1 protein-coding gene is annotated in these 519 nt (G+C 46.8%); it reads left to right on the top strand.

Annotated features, from left to right (window positions below; genetic code table 11):
- Nucleotides 1-519: tetratricopeptide repeat protein (locus R8N49_RS30405; RefSeq protein ID WP_318190861.1), on the top strand; the 519-nt coding region annotated here is incomplete at both ends.

Genomic DNA, 519 nt, shown 5'->3' with positions numbered 1-519 from the left:
GTTTGAGCAATCGGAGCAATACCTCATCCAATCCTTGCTTGCGCGTCAACTTGAGGAGGCCCCACTCAAAGTAGCGCAAGTCGAACACAGCCTAGCTCGGATGTATAACAAATCGAAAGATTTCGATAAGGCCATTAGCCACTACCAGAACTCATTGAAAATCTTGGAAGAGCTCCACTATCCGTATGGACAAGGCTTGGCGTATTTGGGTCTTGCTTCCGCTATTGCTGAAATTGGCAACCTTGAACAAGCCGTCAAATACATTAACAAAGCACTCGGTTTGGGCGAGCGATACGAAAACAACCATTTACAAACCGAGGGGCATTTAGCCGCTGGTTTTGCTTATCTGAAAAATGACGCGCCAGAAAAGGCGATCGAGCACGGTAAAGAAGCGTTCACACTAGCAATGGAAAACTCAAGGCCATTGCTACAAGCGAGAGCACAACTGTTGCTGTCCAATGCTTACCAAGAACTTGGGGATTACAAAGCGGCGCTAAGTCACTATGAAGCGTATTCAAC

It is taken from the genome of Vibrio sp. 1978 (genome assembly GCF_033344345.1).
This window is presented reverse-complemented; position numbering and strand designations above follow the sequence as displayed.